This window comes from Acinetobacter sp. 231_lipA (genome assembly GCF_058243005.1).
Genome location: NZ_JBZAYU010000001.1, coordinates 2043655 through 2062197, shown reverse-complemented (window position 1 = coordinate 2062197; position 18543 = coordinate 2043655). Strand labels below are relative to the sequence as shown.

Below are 18543 nucleotides of genomic sequence, written 5' to 3'. Positions count from 1 at the left end.
CATGCTAAGGTCATGTTAAGGGTATTTTTTTACCTACTTTTATAGACTTAATCAAAAAATATAGACCAACAATGAAAAAATTAAATCACATCCTTTGCGGTATTACCTTATGTGTCCTCAGCACAGCTTCTTTTGCCAAACCCGCGACCGAAGCATCGGTAGAGAAGGCGCTCAAACTGGGCGATATTAAAGGCACATTAGCACAGTCTCAGCAAGAAATGCGCCCCATTTATGACCAGCAAGCCGAAGAAATCATTAAGAATATTTTTAAAACATCTACACTCAATAATGAACAACAAAAAGCAGCCAAGCAAATCGCTGAAATCACGGCATCGTTTAGCAGTAAATTGATTTCTGATCCGAAATTTATGCAAATGCTTAAAAATGTATATATGCAGACCTTTACCGAAGAGGAAGTATTGGCCAACATTCAGTTTCTTGAAACACCTCTAGGCCAGTCTATCAATAAAAAAAGCAGCAAAATGATGAGTGAAATCATGCGCAATAGCATCGCCATGTCTGCTGAAATGATGCAAGATCCAGCTATTCAGCTGGAAATGAATCGTCAAATTGAAAAGACCCTGACACCATTATTTGAACAAGCCAAAAAAGCACAATAGCTCACTTACCAGGTTAAAGGATTCCACAGCTTAAAGGGTTTCATCAGCTGAACCTCTTCACTTGGATCATATTTTGCGGGTTTAAGTTTTTGCGCTTTCTTTCGTAGCTCACCCGTGTGTTGATCTTCCGCTACAAAGTTGTAGCTGTTCGACTTTAACTGGGTAAATGCAATCTCTTGAATCGCAATTTTTTCAGGGATAACCGCCAAAGGCCCCGAAACATCACGGCGTGTGGATAAGTTCTCTTCATCATACTTGATGAAATAAGACTGCCGTTATTTAAAACCTACTTAAACCTACTTACGTGGGTTTAATGTTTAATTCCTACTTCATCATCAAGAACCAATTGCTATTGCGCTTGGGATTACCTCAATTCCATAGGCTGTCACGGTGTAACTCACCGCCATTGGTGGCTTATGTAGCCACCAATTCTTTATCTGCATGTTTTAGAATATTGATGGCAGCATTAATATCCCTGTGATGCAGGGTGTTACATGAACATCGCCACTCACGCATTGCAAGTGTCAGGTTTTGGTTTAATTCACCACAATTCGAACACATCTTGCTGCTTGGAAAGAATCGTCCAACAGAAAGTATTGATTTGCCATGCTGTTTAGCCTTGTAAATCAACTGTCGCTTGAACTCATAAAAGCCCATATCCGATATGGCTCTTGAGAGCTTACGGTTTTGTACCATACCTTTCACATTTAAATCCTCAATCGCAATCAGATCGAATCGCTTAACTAAATCAGATGTGACTTGATGAAGATTGTTTTTTCTCAAGCATGATATTTTGTAGTGCAAACGAGAGAGCTTGGTTTTCGCTTTTTCTCTGTTTTGACTACCTTTCTTTTTACGGCTAAAAGACTTAGCAAGTCGTCTTAACTTGGCAAGCTGTTTCTTTAGTGGCGCACTTGATGGAACAACCTCGCCATTAGATAAAGTGGCAAGACTGGAAACACCTAAATCAATACCAACAGATAAACCTGTTTTGGGGTGAAGTTTCTCAGGCTGATTTAATTCAACAGCAATCGAAGCAAACCACTTACCACCCTGTTTAAATATTTTCGCTGATAATATTTTTCCTTGATAACGCAAATCCTCAGTCATTTTTACCCAACCCAAGTTTGGGATACTAATTTTTCTATCTTTAATGCTGAATTGGTCATTTGATAATGAGAAGCGATCATCTACGCCTTTTTTTCTAGGCTTTGGATATTTGGATTGACCATTAAAAAAACGATCAAATGAACTACCCAATTGCTTAATCGCAAGTTGTGGCGCACATTTGGTCACTTTAAGCATGAAAGGGTATTTCTCACGCTTGAACGAGTTTAAGTGCTTTCTTATTTTAGCTTCGGATGGTTTATTTAGAAGTTTTTTATCCACCTGAACGCCATAATAGTCACACTGATCTCTATATTCCTTATCTGCTTTATATTGACGTTGCCATTCTTTTAAAGCCCAATTATACGACAAACGAGCAACACCACTCGCTTGAGCGAAATGACTTGCTTGCTTATTATTTGGCAGTAATTGGATTACATGCCCTCGTATGAATCGGCTCATAGTGCGTCTTTGACTGCCTGTATTAACTTTTGGTTTTTCTTACTACGACTACCATATAATCTTGCCGAAAACACTGTAATGATTTCCAAAACATCTTGAGCAAGTTCTTCCTCAAAAGACAAATTTTCACCCTTATTAAGAATGACGATCTCCACGCTTTTAGCTTCACATAAGGCAAAAACCAACTCAGCACCAAACCGCAATAAGCGATCTTTATGCGTTAAAACCAAACGTCCGATTTCATCATTCATGATTGCTTCTAGCAGCTTATTTAAGCCTTTTTTTCTATAGTTCATACCCGAACCAAGATCGGAGATTAATTCAAACGTCCAACCTTGATTTGCACAGTACATTTCAAGAACTTGTTGCTGTCGAATTAAATCTTCTTTTTGGTCATGACTCGATACCCTTGCGTATGCAATGGTTTTCCTTTGAAGTTGACTATCGGGCTTGTGTATTTGCTCAGGCGTGATCTTACTCAGATCATATCGTCTATGATTTTTAGGGGTTCGATCTGCAACCAAAGTGCCTTCTTCATCCCAACGCCTTAATGTTTGAATGGAAACACCTAATGTTTTAGCTGCAACGCTAATGCTTACATATTTACTCATGTTGTATATAATAGTATAGAAATAAGTAGATTTCAATTAGCAGTTACAAACCCTGCTTCTACGGTAAAATCGATATACTTCGGCTTTTGAAAATGGTTAATACCCAAAGGACGACTACTCGATAAACGATAAGTCCCTGCGGGTAATTCGACCCAATAGTAATGATTGTTCAGCAGGCTTGGAATGCGCTCTTTATTGATAAATAAACTCGACGCCACAATTTCTTGTCGGTTCCACTTTGAATCTGGACGATACAGATAAACCATCGCCGCTTGTTCATGCTGGGGTTGGACACGCTGAAAACGCTGTCCTAATTTTTGGTTGACCCATCCACCTACGCTAAACACTCCAATGCGGTACTGCTCGACCATACCTGGATCGTGTTCAAAATCAACCTCATGGCTGAGCGTTGATGTTAATTCAGGTTGTTCAACTGTCGCTTTTCCATGACAACCCAATAAAATTAAACTGCTTAAAAGCGTAATCGTCATTGCACGCATGACTATTCCTCACGGCATATTTTTTATTTTGATACTGAATTTTTAGTTTTAATCTAGGCATCCCAGCCTATGATGCAGAGTAGCATTCCCTCTTTTTTTTGAATATAAAAAAACGTGTGAAAACACTCGATTTTCACACGTTTCAGATGAATAACAACTTAAGCGGACTTTGAATTAATCACTTTTAAATCAACTTTAGCTGCATCTTTCTGTTCGATTCTTGGTAAACGCTCTGGCTTAAATAATGGTGCAGCCGTACCGTTAATCACGTCTTCATTCACCACAACTGTGCCAACATCGGTACGACTTGGTAAATCATACATGGTTTCAAGCAGCGTATTTTCTAAAATAGAACGTAAGCCACGTGCACCCGTGTTACGATCCAAAGCTTTTTTCGCCACAGCGCGCAGTGCTGAGTCTTCAAAAACCAGATCAACGTTTTCCATATCAAACAAATGTTGATATTGACGAGTCAATGCATTCTTCGGCTCAGTCAGAATTTGCATCAAAGCTTCTTCATCTAACTCTTCCAAAGTCGCAATTACAGGCAAACGACCAATAAACTCTGGAATCAGACCAAATTTCACCAAATCGGTCGCTTCAACTTGACGGAACAAATCAGACAATTTCTTGCCTTCATCTTTCTTCTTCACTTCAGCCGTGAAGCCAATTCCACCTTTTTCTTGGCGCTGTTGTACGATTTTTTCAAGACCCGAGAATGCCCCACCACAGATGAACAAGATATTTGAGGTATCAATTTGAATAAATTCTTGCTGTGGATGCTTACGACCACCTTGAGGTGGAATAGAGGCAACCGTACCTTCGATCATTTTCAGTAACGCTTGTTGTACACCTTCACCCGACACATCACGCGTGATCGATGGGTTTTCAGACTTACGGGTAATCTTGTCGATTTCGTCGATATAGATAATACCTTTTTGCGCTTTTTCTACATCGTAGTCTGCTTTTTGTAGAAGCTTTTGTACAATGTTTTCAACATCTTCACCGACATAGCCTGCTTCGGTAAGTGTCGTTGCATCAGCCATAGCAAAAGGAACATCGAGAAGACGTGCCATGGTTTGCGCAAGCAAGGTTTTACCCGAACCTGTTGGTCCTACTAATAAGATATTACTTTTCGCAATTTCAACAGCATCGTCGTGTTTATGTCCACCATGTGTCGCTTTAAGGCGTTTATAGTGGTTGTAGACAGCAACTGACAAGGTTTTCTTTGCCACATCTTGACCAATGACATATTGATCTAGTGCCGCACGAATTTCGTGAGGTTTAGGCAAGGGTTTTGCAGCCCAGTCACCCGACTCAACTTGTTGACTGGTTTGCACCAAGTCTAAGCATACGTCCACACATTCATTACAGATGTACGCGTCCTCGCCTGCAATCAGTTTCCCAACTTCAGACTGCGTTTTACCGCAAAATGAACAATGCTTTTGTCCTTGAGGATGTTCGGACATATTCACTCCAATTCTAAACTTTTAAAACTTATGGACGTTTAGATAACACTTCGTCCACGAGACCATATTCTTTTGCAGCTTGCGCTGTCATAAAGTTATCACGGTCAGTATCACGTGCCACAGTTTCATAGTCTTGACCACTGTGCTCTGCCATTAAACGGTTTAAACGTTCTTTAATGAACAGAATTTCACGTGCATGAATTTCAATATCAGATGCCTGACCACGGAAACCGCCTAACGGTTGGTGGATCATGACACGTGCATTTTCAAGGCAATAACGTTTACCCTTCGCACCTGAATTCAACAAGAAAGCACCCATTGATGCTGCTTGCCCCATACAGTAAGTCACAACATCTGGTTTAATAAATTGCATGGTATCGTAAATCGCCATACCAGCAGTCACCGAACCACCTGGTGAGTTAATGTAAAGATGAATATCTTTATCTGGGTTTTCCGCTTCTAAAAACAACATTTGCGCGACAATCAAATTCGCCATGTTATCTTCAACTTCACCAGTCATAAAAATGACGCGTTCACGCAAAAGACGTGAATAAATGTCAAATGAACGTTCACCGCGAGATGACTGTTCTACAACCATTGGAACTAAGGCATTATCGATAGTTGGAATATACATACGTTTACTTATTCCTAAATTTTTTGTTACTCAACTCATAGTCACAATATGAGGGATAATTGCTGAAAATGCAAAATATTCTCAAGTAAATAACAGATATTTTTTGCATAAGCTTTATGAACGCAAGGCCTTTTAAAAAAACCAGATCATAATAAAAAAGGCGCTCAAAGCGCCTTTTTTACTTTAGCTAAACTTAGCCTTGTTGACGAGCTTGTTGCTCTTTCAATAAGTCTTCGTAGCTTACAACAGTATCTGTTACTTTAGCAGACGCTAAGATGTGATCAACCACTTGGTCTTCTAACACAACAGCTTCGATTTGCGAACGTTGTTGCTTGTCATTTTTGAAGTATTCGATCACTTCAGCTGGATCTTCATAAGAAGAAGCCATGTCTTCGATGTAAGCATCAACACGTGCTTGATCTACTTCAATTTTAGCATCAGCTAAAACTTTGCTTACCAATACGCCTAATTTTACAGATTTTTCAGCTTGTTCTTTGAACAACTCATCTGGAAGCATGCTTGAGTCAAATGCTTTCGCACCTTGAGCACCAAATTGCTGAGTGAACTGTTGGATCATTTGTTGACGTTGACGGTCAACTTCTTGAGCAACCATAGACGTAGGAAGTTCAACTTCGTTTGCAGCTACAAGTGCATCAAAAGCTGCACCTTTCACTTGATTACGCAAACCATTTTTCACTTCACGTTCCATGTTTTTACGAACGTCAGCTTTTAACTTCTCAATGCCTTCTTCTTCAGTTAGACCAAAGATTTTAAGGAATTCAGCATCAACTTCTGGAAGTTTTTGTTTTTCAACAAGCTTCACAGTAATTTTGAATTGAGCTGATTTACCAGCAAGGTTTTCAGCTTGGTAATCTTCAGGGAAAGTTACATCAATCACTTTCTCTTCGCCTTTCTTCATACCAACGATGCCGTCTTCGAAGCCAGGGATCATACGACCTGAACCTAAAACAAGTTTAAAGTCTTCTGCAGAACCGCCTTCAAACTTTTCACCGTCTACTGAACCTTCAAAGTCAAAAGTTACTTGCATGTCTTTTTTAGCCATGCCTTTCGTTTCAGCCCAAGAAGCACGTTGCTTCTGAAGGTTTTCGATCATTTGATCAACATCTTTGTCGTTTACTTCAGATGCTTTACGTTCAACTTCTAAACCATCAAATTTCACGTTAACTTCTGGATAAACTTCAACAGTCGCTTCGTATACAAGCGCGTCGTCTTTTAATTCAGATTTTTCAATGTTTGGCATGCCGACAGCATTGATTTTTTCTTGTTGGATCGCTTCAAATACTGTGTCACGAATAATGTCGCTTACGACTTCTTGGTAGATACCCGCGCCATATTCACGACGAACAACATTTACTGGCACTTTACCTGGACGGAAGCCGTTGATCTTCACAGTTTTAGCAGTGCGTTTTAAGCGAGCTTCGAACTGCTCGTTAACACGGCTCGTCGGTACAGATACATTTAAACGACGGGTAACACCCGAAACCGCTTCAGAAGTTACTTGCATGGCTTCCTCAATCTTTTGGTAAGAACAATTTTAAAAAGTGCCACATTATATGACAACATTGAACGATATACAAAACACCCGATTGAAACCACATATTTTTTTCTTCATTTATCGTTTTTTATTTTGAATATTTTTAAATCGCTACTGATTAAGCGCAAAGTATTATATTTTTTATGGCTTTTTGTTGAAAATGATAAATATTACCATTAATATTTGCGTCAACTTTGATCGTTTTTTTCAATTTTTTTCTCGTCCATCATTGGAACTCTAGTTATGAGTAAGTTTAATCTACACCCTCTTTCATTGGCATTGCTTGGGGCAATCACCACTCCTGTTTTCGCAGAAACAACAACTGAAGATTCATCGCCACATCAGCTTTCCACCATTGTGGTTTCAGCTGCGGGTTTTGAACAAGATATTAAAAAAGCACCTGCTACAATGACGGTCATTACAGCAGAAGATTTAAAAAATAAACGTATTAATTCGATTGCCGATGCCTTAAGCGATATAGAAGGCGTTGATATTAGTCCCACAGCAGGAAAAACAGGTGGTCTGAATATTCGTATTCGTGGAATGGATTCAGAATATACACTCGTTCTAATTGATGGTCGCCGTCAAAACAGCACTGGTGACATTACTCCAAATGGATTTGGCGAATCAAACAACAGTTTTATCCCTCCAATATCTGCGATTGAACGTATTGAAGTCATACGCGGCCCTGCATCAACATTATATGGCTCTGACGCCATCGGTGGTGTAGTCAATATTATTACTAAAAAAGTTTCAAATGAATGGACTGGAGCAGTCACTTTAGAAGGAACATTACTCCCTAATAGTTCTGATTTCGGGAATCAACGCTCTGTAGATGCATATGTTACTGGTCCACTTATTCCAAACCTCCTTGGTATTCAATTAAGGGGCCGCAAAGCTGAACGAGATCAATCAAACGTAATTCGTAGCGATGATGAAGGTACTGAAACAGAACTAACTCAGGGACAAAACCCAACCAAGTCAGACTTAGAAAATATTGGTGTTCGCTTAACTTTAACACCAACGGATCAACATGATATTTCTGCGGAATATGAGCAGACAGATCAATGGTATGACAACTCTAAAGGACAATTAGGCACTTTAGGTGCAAACGGCGGTTATGATAAGTCCCAAGAATATAATCGTGAAAAAATGATTCTTTCGCATACATGGCGCAGTAATATCGGCACTCTTGAGTCTAGTCTTGCAAATACTCAAACAGAAACTGTAGGTCGCTTAATTCCGGCTCGCGCGCAAAATATGTCTCAGGCAATAACACCACGTTTGCTTGAAAGCGAAGATACTATTTTCGATACCAAGTTTACGACTAATTATATTAATGGTCATAACATTACTTTAGGTGGGCAATGGTGGGATGCAAGCATTCGTGATGGACTTCGTGTTCAAAAAGAAGTTTCTTTTGAGCAATTAGGACTATTCGCTGAAGATACATGGTCACTTAATGATAGTTTGGCATTAACCTTGGGTTTACGTTATGACAATCATGATACTTTTGGGGATTTTTGGACGCCGCGCGCTTATTTAGTCTGGAATGCAAATGAAAACTGGACATTTAAAGGTGGCTACTCTGAAGGCTACAAAGCGCCTCGATTAGAACGCCTAACCACAGGTATTTATAATGTTAGTGGTCAAGGCCGCACACCTGTTTTCGGTAATCCTGATTTAAAACCTGAAACCAGTAAAAATTTAGAACTAGGTACGTATTTTACGAATAACTCTAATTTTGACTTTAATATCACAGGTTTTTTTAGTGAAATTGAAGACAAAATTATGACGGGTAATGCTGAGTTACGTTGTAATACTGATACGAATAAACAGCAATGTGAAGACTATATGCTTTCCGTTGGAACGCCTTGGACAATGGACTATAACCGAGGTGCTCCAGATACGTGGAACGTTACGCGCCCAATCAATGCCGAAGAAGCTGAAGTTTATGGTATTGAAACTGGTCTAAATTGGGAGTTTGCAGAAAACTGGAAACTAGGCCTCAATTATACTTGGACCGAGACGGAAATTAAGGATAAACAACTTAATAACCCTGTTCTAAATGATACACCAAAGCATATGGCAAACGCCTCTTTGAAATGGCAAGCTGCCGATTTCGTCAATTTATGGGCACGTGGTGAATATCGTAGTGAACGTGCACGTTTTACGTCAAATTACGAGAATCTAACCGTAGCTAACCAAGCTGTTTATGATGCGTTAGGAGATTATAAGGCTTATACACTGTTCCATATTGGTTCAAACTTTATCGTTAATGATAACTGGGACGTTGGTGTGGCTTTATACAATGTCTTTGACAAAGACTTCAATGATTATGAAAAAATAGGGACAGGCTATTACAATCGTTATAGTAACACCCAAGAAGGACGACGCGTTCAGCTAAGTACGGCCTTTAAGTTCTAAGCTACATGCAAAACCCTGCGCCGGCAGGGTTTTCTTCATACATACCAAATATAGATCTAACATAATTTATACATACTCACTTGAGAAACACCTTCAAACTTAGCCTAAAAATAATGGATTCTAAATTCCAATAATATTATAAAAATATAATCTAATTTTCCAATCCAAATAAAAATCAAAAACTTATATCAAATTCATTACATTATTACATTTATTTTTTCTACACAAATATATCTAAGCATCGACAATTTCAATGTAATAGTTATGCTACAAAAAATAAGAATCATTATTATTCGCATACTAATTTACAACGCTAGAACTAGATTCGTTATGGCCTTCATCAAAACACGTAAAAAGCTGGTTTCTTCAGCAATCGCTTCAACACTCTCTGTGGTTGCAGTCAATGCTGTTGCGCAAGATCAAATCGCGCAATTAGAAACAATTCACACGGAAGCGGCAGCAGAACAAAGTTTGAAAGTAGACAAATCTGCAAACAGCAAGTTCGTTGCTCCCCTACTCGACACACCAAAGTCAGTATCTGTTATTTCTAAACAGTTGATTGAAGACACTCAAGTTACAACTTTAAGCGATGCTTTACGCACAGTACCTGGGATCACACTTGGTGCAGGTGAAGGTGGTAACCCAAATGGTGACCGTCCATTTATCCGTGGTTATAACTCTGAAAGTTCAATGTATGTAGACGGTGTACGTAACTCTACTTCTCAAAACCGTGAAATGTTTGCGATTGAGCAAGTTGAAATTACTAAAGGTTCTGCATCTGCTATGGGCGGTGCAGGTACAACTGGTGGTAGCATCAACATGATTTCTAAAGTTGCAAAAAAAGGTGACTTTTTAGAAGGTTCTGTGGGTGCAGGAACGGATGATTACCAACGTATTACTTTAGACGGTAACAAAGATTTTGGTAATGGTATTGCTGCTCGTGTTGCCGTAATGGGTCACCACAACGACAAAGCAGGTCAAGAAGATGGTACTGAATATGCACGTGCAGGTATTGCACCAAGTATTACTTTTGGTCTAGACAGCGACACGCGTGCAACTTTAAGCTACTACTACCTCAAAACTGATGATACCCCTGATTCAGGCATTCCATACAACAACCCATTTGGTGCTCCAAGAACTGGAGCAATTGATTACCGACCATTAAATGGCAATGGTAAGCCTATCGATGTTAAACAAGGTATGTATTACGGCTGGAAAGATCGCTATTTCCAAAAACAGGAAAATCAATCAGGAACGATCAAGCTTGAGCATGATCTTACTGATAATTTAACCCTTAGCAATACCGCTGTATACAACAAATCTAAAAATGACTATCTTTGGACGAATCCGGATGATTCACAAGGTAACTTTTACAATAAACCTGAATTCACTAATCAATTAGTAGGCAATGTTTGGGCGCGTGCAAACTCACGTGTAGCTGATACTGATACCTTTACAGACCAATTGGCTTTAACAGGTAAATTTAATACAGGTCGCTTAAAGCACAGCTTTAACCTAGGTGCTGAGTACTCAGACCAAGAAACAGACCGTACCCAATATATTATCAATGGCGAAAATACTACGGGAAGTGCCTACTCGGATTGTAGCAAGTCTGAAAATGTGAGCTCTGGTTGGTGCACCTCGGTTCAGAATCCTAATCGCGGACAATGGACAGGCAGCATCAGTACCGAAGGTGCTGACCAATACAACACTCAAACAAAATCTACTTCTATTTACTTACTAGACAACATTGAATTTAGCCCTCAGTGGATTTTAGATTTGGGCTTACGCTGGGATAAGTTTGATACTGAACAGACCATGACTTATGGAGCTCTTAACAGTGCTGTGATTGCTAATCCTGCTACAGCAAAAGCCGGCGATAAAGTAAAAACTGAAAGTGATACCGACTTTTTCACATATCAAGCAGGTATTACTTTTAAACCTGTTGAAAATGGGGCTATTTATGCAAGTTATGCCACTTCTGCAAACCCTGTTGGTATAGATGCTGGTGACGGTTCAGAAGGCATTGGAGCGGCTTATAGCAACCTAGATCCTGAAGAAAGTCGTACTTTTGAAATCGGTACAAAATGGGACTTGCTACAAGATCGCCTAAATTTAACAGCTGCTATTTTCCGTACTGAAAAACAAAATGCTCGTATTCAACTGTCTCCTACAACCTATAGCAATATCGGTGAAAGTAAAGTGGATGGTCTTGAACTTGGTTTAAACGGTAAGATTACTGATAAGTGGGATATTAGTGCTGGTTATACTTATTTAGACAGTAAAGCGACCAAAAATGGTGTAAGTTGCCGTGGTACAACATGTACAGACCAATCTATATTTAATGGCAACCAAATGCCTAACGTTCCTAAAAACAGTGCTACGCTATGGACAACTTACCAAATTGTGCCACAGTTAACTTTAGGTGCTGGCGCAATTGCGATGGACAAAGTTTATGGTGACTTAGCAAACACAAAATATGTACCAGGTTACGTTCGCTACGATGCTATGGCGCGTTACAACGTCAACAAAAATGTTGATCTACAGTTAAATGTCAACAACTTGGCTGATACACGCTACTTCACTAAAGCATATTCATCTCACTATGCAACTGAAGCTGAAGGTCGTAGCGCAGTACTGTCTCTAAACTTCAAATACTAAGTTTATAACTAAAATCTCTCTTCATCCTGAGATTTGATAAAATAGCCTCTCATTGAGGCTATTTTTATATATGCTTAAAGACTAAATAGATCTTTCATTTTTAGCAGGCCATGTTGTGATCCATCATATTCCCAACGTATTAAGCAAAGAACAGGTACAATACTTTCGTAGTGAAATGGCAAAAGTCGAGTGGGTTGATGGTAAAAAAACCACAGGATCACTCTCAAAACATGTAAAACAAAATCAACAGCTCCCCGAAGATCACCCTCTCACGCAACACTTAGGCCATATCATCTTAGAAGCACTTGGACAACATCCACTCTTTATGTCCGCTGCCCTACCTTTAGATATTTTGCCACCTTATTTTAACCGCTATGAACAGGGCGAAACTTTTGGCTTTCATGTGGACAATGCCATTCGCTGGGTAGCTGGAAGCAAAGATCGGATTCGTACCGATGTATCCTGCACTATTTTCCTAAGCGAACCTGACGAATATGAGGGTGGCGATTTGGTGGTAGAAGACACCTATGGCTATCATGAAGTAAAACTACCCGCGGGTGATATGATTTTATATCCATCTACCAGCGTGCATGAGGTAACACCAGTGACCTCAGGCTGCCGTGTCGCTTCGTTCTTTTGGGTTCAAAGTATGATTCGAGATGATGCTGACCGCCATATCTTATTTAATCTTGATCAAACTATTCAGAACCTACGCGTGCAACTCGGTGATCAACATCAAGAAGTGGTCAAGCTCACCAGTCTGTATCATAACCTGATGCGCAAATGGGCTGAACTTTAAAACAATAATCCCAGCTCAACGTTAACTACTGTAGCAACTGGACCGTTCCATGACATCAAAAACTGTTTTGCCACCACTCACCCAAATTCCTGCCTCATTGCAAACCATTGCGGACTATGAAATTGAGGCAGAAAAGCATCTACCTGAGATGGTCTGGCACTATTTGCAAGGTGGCGCTATGAATGAGATCAGTGTTCGGAATAACCTCGCTCAGTTCCAAAACCTGCACTTGATACCACGCATGTTAAGAGATCTCACTCAAGGCAATACGAGCTGTGAAATCTTAGGACAAAGCTTTCCACATCCTATTTTTGTGGCACCGATTGGTCATCAACAGCAGTTTCATTCTGAAGCAGAAGCAGCAACCGCACTGGCAGCTGAAGTACTCGGTAGTAATATGATTTTGAGTACTTTTACCAACACGGACATGCGAACATTCAAATCTGAACATCCCTACAAATGGTTCCAACTGTACTGGCAAGGTGACCGTGATAAATCTTTGGCTTTGCTGAAGCTCGCTGAGGCACAAAACTTCACCGCTATTGTCATCACTGTGGACTCTCCACATACAGGCATCCGTGACCGTGAACGTCGTGCTTTCTTTCACCTCCCTGAAAACATGCAGCATCCGCACACTCCTGCCCATATTCCACTGCCTGAACTGCAAGAAGGTGATCATCCCGTGTTTAATGGACTAATGAAAATTGCTCCGACATGGGATGACATCGCATGGATGGTTCAACAGACTGATTTACCAATTCTGTTAAAAGGCATCGTCAGTCCACTCGATGCACAACTGGCCATTCAACATGGCATACAAGGCTTAATTGTGTCTAATCACGGCGGTCGAGTTTTAGATACCTGTATTCCTCCACTCAAAGCCTTGCAACTCATCAAAAAAGCCGTTCCGCATGACTTCCCTCTTTTATATGATGGCGGTATTCGTCGCGGCTCAGATGTGTTTAAGGCTATTGCCTTGGGAGCTTCCGCGGTTTTAGTTGGACGACCATGTATTTATGGTCTTGCCACTGCAGGTGCCTTAGGCGTTGCCCACGTGCTTAAAATCTTAAAAGAAGAGTTTGAGATCACCATGGCGTTGATGGGCACTGCAACCCTTGCAGATATACAGCCCGATATGGTCATAGAGTTCTCATAACCGCTTCAAAAAAGCGAATGAAATGAATCAAATTCGCAAAATGAAGAAAAAGATTAAACACATCTTAAAAATACACGGAAATATTTCCCCTATATATCAAATTAGAGGGAAATATTTTTTCAGATACGACTAAAAGCCATAAAAAAAGAAAAATCTTTTCGACCGAACTGGATTAAACTCTTAAATATAACGTTACAAGGTTACTCACGGTAAATCTAAGTCGTATCAAATATTTACGTTTAAAAACACCCTGAAGACTCCCTTGTAAATAGAGACCATAGACACAATCTATATTCAGTAGTAGGTTGCTTTTTATTACCCACTCAAATGCAACCCGTACTATGTAAGGAATTACCTCATGATGTTGGCTGATCCAAGTAAAAAATATCGTCGCATGTATCAACGTGTTGACTTGCCAGACCGTCAATGGCCAAACAACGAAATTACAAAAGCGCCTATTTGGATGAGTACTGACCTGCGTGATGGTAACCAAGCAATTTTTGAACCGATGGATATGGAACAAAAGTTTAAAATGTTCCAAATGTTGGTGAAAATTGGATTCAAGAATATTGAAATCGGTTTCCCTTCAGCATCTCAAATTGACTTTGACTTTACCCGTAAATTAATCGAAGAAAATCATATTCCAGATGATGTGTATATCGAGGTTTTAGTTCAAGCACGTGATCATTTGATCCAGCGTACTTTTGAGTCTTTAGCGGGGGCAAAACGTGCCATCGTGCATATTTATAATTCCAATGCTCCAACTTTTCGCCAAAAAGTCTTAAATGTCGATGTTGCAGGTGCGAAGCAATTGGCGGTCAATGCAGCCAGCAAAGTCAAAGAATATGCAGCGCAATATCCTGAAACGGAATGGGTGTTCCAGTACAGCCCAGAGTGTTTCTCTGCAACTGAATTAGACGTTGCAAAAGACGTGTGTGATGCAGTCACGGAAATTTGGGAAGCATCTCCAAGCAATAAAGTAATCTTAAACTTACCTGCAACAGTTGAAGTTTCAACACCGAATGTTTATGCAGACCAAGTCGAATGGATGCACCGTAACATTGAACGTCGTGATGGTGTCATCATTTCGGTACACTGTCACAACGACCGCGGCTGTGGGATTGCGGCATCAGAATTGGCGATTATGGCCGGTGCAGACCGTATCGAAGGTTGTGTGTTTGGTAATGGCGAACGCACAGGTAATGTCGATGTTGCTGCAATTGCCTTGAACATGTATACCCAAGGCGTTGCACCAAACTTAGATTTCTCAAATATTAATGAAATTATTGCAACGGTAGAAGAATGTACAGGCTTGCCTGTTCACCCTCGCCACCCTTATGCAGGTGACTTGGTCTTCACCGCATTTTCTGGTTCACACCAAGATGCCATCAAAAAAGGCTTCGAGTTCCAAAAGAACGAAGAAATTTGGGATATGCCGTACTTACCTATCGACCCGAAAGACTTGGGTCGCGACTATGATGCTGTAATCCGCGTCAACTCACAGTCAGGTAAAGGTGGTATTGCTTACTTGTTAGAAGCAAATTACAACGTGGTCTTGCCACGTCGTATCCAAATTGAATTCTCTCAAACCGTACAAAAACGTACCGATGAGGAAGGCACTGAAATTACCGCACAAGAAATTTGGAAATTGTTCAAAGAAACCTATGTGAATACCAAAGATACACATTATTCAACCAAAAACTACCGTTTATATGACAACAACGGCAAGCAAGTGGTTGAGCTTGAAGTTGAAGTGAATGGTGAAACGCAGCAATTACGTGGCGAAGGCAATGGTCCAATCTCTGCAATGTTGGATGCTTTACAGTTACCAATTGACGTCTTGAGCTACGAAGAGCGCGGTATTAGCTCTGGGGCAAATGCTAAAGCCTTGGCTTTGGTTGAATTACAAGTCAAAGGAACTGGTAAATCAGCCTTCGGTGCGGGTATTCACGACAACATTGTGACCTCATCGATTGAAGCTATTATTGCGTGTACCAACCGCTTAATTGATCAAGGTGTGTTAAGCACAGATCAAGTGATTGCTGCTGCGGTATAAGTATTAGCAATAATAATTAGCACTAAAATGACTTTAGAAGGATACCCTCAAGTGGTATCCTTTTGTTTATTAACCCCAAAGATTTAAGGCGAATTATTCCTGTGTCTTTTCCTGCTGACTCCGTGGGTATCGTTAGTCCACAAAAGTTTACTTTTGAAGAGCCCTTAGAGCTCGAATGCGGTCGTATTCTCCCTCGTTATGAACTGATGGTTGAAACCTATGGTGAGCTCAATGCAGATAAATCCAATGCGATTTTAATTTGCCATGCGCTATCAGGACATCATCACGCCGCGGGTTATCATCATGCCGATGATAAAAAACCAGGTTGGTGGGATGCTTGTATTGGCCCAGGTAAAGCGATTGATACCTCGAAATTTTTCGTGCTTGCACTGAACAATATTGGCGGTTGTAATGGTTCTACGGGTCCAACTTCGCCAAACCCTGAAAATGACAACCGTCCTTATGGTCCAGACTTTCCTTTAGTCACCGTCCGTGACTGGGTTAAAACCCAAGCCATTTTATCTGATCATCTGGGCATTCAGGTCTGGAGTGCGGTGATTGGCGGTTCATTGGGTGGTATGCAAGCCTTGCAATGGTCGGTTGATTATCCTGATCGCTTGCAAAAATGCGTGATTATTGCCAGTGCGCCGAAATTATCGGCTCAGAATATTGCCTTTAACGAAGTCGCACGCCAGTCAATTTTGTCTGATCCAGACTTCCATGATGGTCGCTATCTTGAAAATGACAGCTATCCAAAACGTGGCCTAATTTTGGCACGTATGGTCGGCCATATTACCTACTTATCTGAAGAAGCCATGAAGCAGAAATTTGGTCGTGACCTAAAGTCAGGCAAATTTATGTATGGTTTCGATGTCGAGTTCCAAGTCGAAAGCTATTTGCGTTATCAAGGTGAGCAATTTAGCCGTAACTTTGATGCCAACACTTACCTGATTATGACCAAAGCTTTAGATTATTTTGATCCTGCGCGTGAGTATGAGCAGTCTTTAGTTAAAGCCATGTCACAGACCAAATGTCAGTTCCTTGTGGTGTCCTTTACCACCGACTGGCGTTTTACCCCGCAACGCTCACAAGAAATTGTGGATGCGCTGATCACCAATCACAAACCGGTGAGCTATTTAGATATCGACGCTGAACAAGGCCATGACTCATTCCTGTTCCCGATTCCTTTGTATGTAAAAGCGTTACGTGCATTTCTAGGCGGTTCTGAACACCTTCAAGCAACATCTCAGGGGGCTGTGTAATGCGTATTGATCATCAACTGGCAGAAAAATGGATCAAACCTGATTCCAGCGTACTCGATTTGGGCTGTGGTGACGGTGAATTACTGGCCCACATGAGCAAAAAGCACAATATTCGCGCATATGGACTGGAAATTGATCAAGAAAAGATTGCAATTGCGGTCGGTCGCGGGTTAAATATTATCCAACAGGACTTAAACTTGGGTTTAAGCCGCTTTGCAGACCAGTCTTTTGACTATGTCGTTATGGCACAAGCCTTGCAAGCGGTAGATGCACCAGATGTTTTATTACGTGATATGGTGCGTGTAGGGAAACAGGCGATCATTACATTTCCAAACTTTGCTCATTGGAAGACTCGTTCTTTCTTGGCACTAAAAGGAATGATGCCTGTTTCTGAAGCTTTACCGTACATGTGGTATAACACACCCAATATCCACTTATGTACTTTCCGTGATTTTGAAGCACTTTGTGCGGAAAATAACATCAGAATTATTAATCGACTCGCTGTAAATGGGGATCAACAAGATAGTTTACTCAGTAAACGTCTCCCGAATTTGTTTGGTGAAGTCGCAATTTATCGAGTGAGCGCTCTATGAAAAAACTATTCTTAAGCACGACACTACTGGTTGGACTTTTGAGCATTCAAGCTCATGCAGATTATGTTTCCCCAACCACGTCTGTTGCGAGTCAAGCTGCACAATATTCTGTTATGGATATCAATAGCTTAATTAAAGCAGCAAAAGCGGGTCAGCCTGCTGCGCAGTTCTATCTTGCAACCAAGTATCAACAGGGTAAAGACATTTCTGCAGATGAACGACAGGCCTTTGCTTGGTACAAAGCCGCTGCGGATCAAGGTCTTTCGGCAGCTCAGCTGAATGTTGGTCGTATGCTTGCAGATGGCCTAGGCACTAAAAAAGATGAATCTTTAGCACGTCAATACTTTGAAAAAGCAGCCAGCCGTGGTGATAACCGCGCAAGCTTTAACTTGGCGATGATGGAAGAGCAAAAGAAAAACTACATGGGTGCTTACCAATGGTATGAGCTTTCAACTCGTGACGGCATGCTCGACAATAAAGTGATTACGCTTTCTGAAGGCAAGAAAACAGCCTTGGCGGCAAACTTAACACAAGATCAAATTCGTCAAGCACGTGATCGTGCAGACAAGTGGATTCAAGCCCAATAAGCTTTTATTTCCATACTCAGCACCTTCGGGTGCTTTTTTATTGC

General features: G+C 40.7%; 14 protein-coding genes and 2 pseudogenes. 9 read left to right on the top strand and 7 right to left on the bottom strand.

Annotation, left to right across the window (positions count from 1 at the left end; all coding sequences use genetic code 11):
- Positions 1 to 71 precede the first annotated feature (71 nt).
- Entirely contained in the window at positions 72 to 620 is a 549-nt protein-coding gene (locus AC4CUX_RS10120; protein ID WP_005400813.1) for a DUF2059 domain-containing protein, read from the top strand.
- Positions 621 to 625: 5 nt separating this feature from the next.
- On the opposite strand, the pseudogene AC4CUX_RS10115 reads toward AC4CUX_RS10120, so the two are convergent.
- The 7 genes and pseudogenes from AC4CUX_RS10115 to tig form a co-directional block, all read right to left on the bottom strand.
- Positions 626 to 892: pseudogene (locus AC4CUX_RS10115) on the bottom strand (DUF2846 domain-containing protein); the annotation flags it as partial.
- 142 nt (positions 893 to 1034) lie between these two features.
- A complete protein-coding gene (locus AC4CUX_RS10110; RefSeq protein WP_005402020.1) occupies positions 1035 to 2189 on the bottom strand; it encodes an RNA-guided endonuclease InsQ/TnpB family protein in 1155 nt (384 codons plus the stop codon).
- The gene (locus tag AC4CUX_RS10105) at positions 2186 to 2800 is read right to left on the bottom strand and encodes an IS607 family transposase (RefSeq protein WP_005402019.1); all 615 of its coding nucleotides are present in this window, start codon (positions 2798 to 2800) and stop codon (positions 2186 to 2188) included. Before AC4CUX_RS10105 ends, AC4CUX_RS10110 begins: the two co-directional genes overlap by 4 nt.
- Positions 2801 to 2850: 50 nt before the next feature.
- Positions 2851 to 3300, bottom strand: a pseudogene (locus tag AC4CUX_RS10100) (DUF2846 domain-containing protein); the annotation flags it as partial.
- A gap of 158 nt (positions 3301 to 3458) precedes the next feature.
- The gene (clpX, locus tag AC4CUX_RS10095; protein ID WP_010325894.1) at positions 3459 to 4769 is read right to left on the bottom strand and encodes an ATP-dependent protease ATP-binding subunit ClpX; all 1311 of its coding nucleotides are present in this window, start codon (positions 4767 to 4769) and stop codon (positions 3459 to 3461) included.
- Between the two features lie 28 nt (positions 4770 to 4797).
- Positions 4798 to 5403 carry an ATP-dependent Clp endopeptidase proteolytic subunit ClpP gene (gene clpP, locus AC4CUX_RS10090; RefSeq protein WP_005400817.1) on the bottom strand — a complete coding sequence of 202 codons (606 nt, stop codon included), beginning with the start codon at positions 5401 to 5403 and terminating at the stop codon, positions 4798 to 4800.
- Positions 5404 to 5596: 193 nt separating this feature from the next.
- The gene (tig, locus tag AC4CUX_RS10085; RefSeq protein ID WP_005400818.1) at positions 5597 to 6928 is read right to left on the bottom strand and encodes a trigger factor; all 1332 of its coding nucleotides are present in this window, start codon (positions 6926 to 6928) and stop codon (positions 5597 to 5599) included.
- Positions 6929 to 7201: 273 nt separating this feature from the next.
- Here tig and AC4CUX_RS10080 point away from each other — a divergent pair, with 273 nt between their 5' ends.
- The 8 genes from AC4CUX_RS10080 to AC4CUX_RS10045 all read left to right on the top strand — a co-directional run bounded on the left by AC4CUX_RS10080 (position 7202) and on the right by AC4CUX_RS10045 (position 18499).
- Entirely contained in the window at positions 7202 to 9385 is a 2184-nt protein-coding gene (locus AC4CUX_RS10080) for a TonB-dependent receptor domain-containing protein (protein ID WP_490792385.1), read from the top strand.
- A 330-nt stretch (positions 9386 to 9715) separates the two neighbouring features.
- Positions 9716 to 12046, top strand: coding sequence for a TonB-dependent receptor (locus AC4CUX_RS10075; protein ID WP_490792384.1), 2331 nt, complete (start codon positions 9716 to 9718; stop codon positions 12044 to 12046).
- A gap of 115 nt (positions 12047 to 12161) precedes the next feature.
- On the top strand, positions 12162 to 12845 hold the full coding sequence (locus AC4CUX_RS10070; RefSeq protein WP_490792383.1) for a Fe2+-dependent dioxygenase: 684 nt from the start codon (positions 12162 to 12164) through the stop codon (positions 12843 to 12845).
- A gap of 49 nt (positions 12846 to 12894) precedes the next feature.
- On the top strand, positions 12895 to 14001 hold the full coding sequence (locus AC4CUX_RS10065; protein WP_279700583.1) for an alpha-hydroxy acid oxidase: 1107 nt from the start codon (positions 12895 to 12897) through the stop codon (positions 13999 to 14001).
- A 358-nt stretch (positions 14002 to 14359) separates the two neighbouring features.
- Positions 14360 to 16057, top strand: coding sequence for a 2-isopropylmalate synthase (gene leuA, locus AC4CUX_RS10060; protein ID WP_490792382.1), 1698 nt, complete (start codon positions 14360 to 14362; stop codon positions 16055 to 16057).
- 101 nt (positions 16058 to 16158) lie between these two features.
- Complete coding sequence (metX, locus tag AC4CUX_RS10055) at positions 16159 to 17319, top strand: homoserine O-succinyltransferase MetX (RefSeq protein WP_490792381.1); 1161 nt, start codon at positions 16159 to 16161, stop codon at positions 17317 to 17319.
- Positions 17319 to 17912, top strand: a complete 594-nt coding sequence (gene metW, locus AC4CUX_RS10050; protein ID WP_004979039.1) for a methionine biosynthesis protein MetW — start codon at positions 17319 to 17321, stop codon at positions 17910 to 17912. The genes metX and metW overlap by 1 nt, the downstream gene beginning before the upstream one ends.
- On the top strand, positions 17909 to 18499 hold the full coding sequence (locus AC4CUX_RS10045) for a tetratricopeptide repeat protein (RefSeq protein WP_004692440.1): 591 nt from the start codon (positions 17909 to 17911) through the stop codon (positions 18497 to 18499). The genes metW and AC4CUX_RS10045 overlap by 4 nt, the downstream gene beginning before the upstream one ends.
- Positions 18500 to 18543: the final 44 nt, after the last annotated feature.

What these genes read in the sequence shown, in the direction of transcription:
- AC4CUX_RS10120 (WP_005400813.1), top strand. Translation starts at nt 72, where the DNA reads ATGAAAAAATTAAATCACATCCTTTGCGGTATTACCTTATGTGTCCTC.
- AC4CUX_RS10110 (WP_005402020.1), bottom strand. Translation starts at nt 2,189, where the DNA reads ATGAGCCGATTCATACGAGGGCATGTAATCCAATTACTGCCAAATAAT.
- AC4CUX_RS10105 (WP_005402019.1), bottom strand. Translation starts at nt 2,800, where the DNA reads ATGAGTAAATATGTAAGCATTAGCGTTGCAGCTAAAACATTAGGTGTT.
- clpX (WP_010325894.1), bottom strand. Translation starts at nt 4,769, where the DNA reads ATGTCCGAACATCCTCAAGGACAAAAGCATTGTTCATTTTGCGGTAAA.
- clpP (WP_005400817.1), bottom strand. Translation starts at nt 5,403, where the DNA reads ATGTATATTCCAACTATCGATAATGCCTTAGTTCCAATGGTTGTAGAA.
- tig (WP_005400818.1), bottom strand. Translation starts at nt 6,928, where the DNA reads ATGCAAGTAACTTCTGAAGCGGTTTCGGGTGTTACCCGTCGTTTAAAT.
- AC4CUX_RS10080 (WP_490792385.1), top strand. Translation starts at nt 7,202, where the DNA reads ATGAGTAAGTTTAATCTACACCCTCTTTCATTGGCATTGCTTGGGGCA.
- AC4CUX_RS10075 (WP_490792384.1), top strand. Translation starts at nt 9,716, where the DNA reads ATGGCCTTCATCAAAACACGTAAAAAGCTGGTTTCTTCAGCAATCGCT.
- AC4CUX_RS10065 (WP_279700583.1), top strand. Translation starts at nt 12,895, where the DNA reads ATGACATCAAAAACTGTTTTGCCACCACTCACCCAAATTCCTGCCTCA.
- leuA (WP_490792382.1), top strand. Translation starts at nt 14,360, where the DNA reads ATGATGTTGGCTGATCCAAGTAAAAAATATCGTCGCATGTATCAACGT.
- metW (WP_004979039.1), top strand. Translation starts at nt 17,319, where the DNA reads ATGCGTATTGATCATCAACTGGCAGAAAAATGGATCAAACCTGATTCC.
- AC4CUX_RS10045 (WP_004692440.1), top strand. Translation starts at nt 17,909, where the DNA reads ATGAAAAAACTATTCTTAAGCACGACACTACTGGTTGGACTTTTGAGC.